The organism is Sabulicella flocculans (genome assembly GCF_045449635.1).
GTDB lineage: Bacteria > Pseudomonadota > Alphaproteobacteria > Acetobacterales > Acetobacteraceae > Roseococcus.
The window spans coordinates 1-798 of the sequence record NZ_JBJJBR010000061.1; the positions used below are offsets into that span (position 1 = coordinate 1).

Below are 798 nucleotides of genomic sequence, written 5' to 3' on the forward strand. Positions count from 1 at the left end.
ACGACGGCCGCGCCGATGGCTGGTTCTACGCCGTCGTCGTGCTCGCCGCGCACCGCGTGCGCGCCATCGGCGATGTCTGGCTCGGCGACAGCCTGGCCACCGATCCGAAGTTCGCCGGCCTGGTCCGGATCGACCGCCACCTGGGCGACCCCGACCAGGCGGCCAACGCCAACCTGGTCGCCGAAACGGGGGGCAAGTGGACTGCCGACCATCGCGGCCGCGGGCGCGCCTACGTCGCCGTCCGCCTGAAGATCACCGCAGAGGCCTTCCCATCCGGCCCGCCCAACATCGCCGCCCTCGTCGAGGGCGCCGATACCATCCTCGATCCACGCACCGGCGCGACCGGCTGGTCCGACAACCCGGCGCTCTGCCTCGCCTGGTATCTGACCGCGCCCTTCGGCTGGAAGGCCTCCTGGGACGATATCGACATCCCGGCCCTGATCGCCGCGGCGAACATCTGCGACGAGCTGATCGGCACCCGCGCCGGCGTCACCGAGCGGCGCTACACGGTGAACGGCCGCGTCTCGCTCGGCGAGGGCAAGATCGCCATCACCCGCAAGCTCGTCGCCGCCATGGCCGGCGCGCTCGTCGTCTCGGGCGGGCGGTTCTTCATCCATGCTGGTGGGCCGGCGCTGCCGGCGGCCACGCTCACCTCGGACGACCTGCGCGGGGACGTCACCATCCAGGGCAGCCGGCCGCGGCGGGATCTCTTCAACGGCGTGCGGGCGGTCTACGTCGACCCGGCGAAGAACTGGCAGCCGACCGACGCCCCGCCGCTGCTGGCCAGCAACTACGTCG

1 pseudogene is annotated in these 798 nt (G+C 72.4%); it reads left to right on the plus strand.

Features of this window, described 5'->3' with window-relative positions:
• Positions 1-798 (plus strand): annotated as a pseudogene (locus ACI6QG_RS19610) (phage tail protein); the annotation flags it as partial.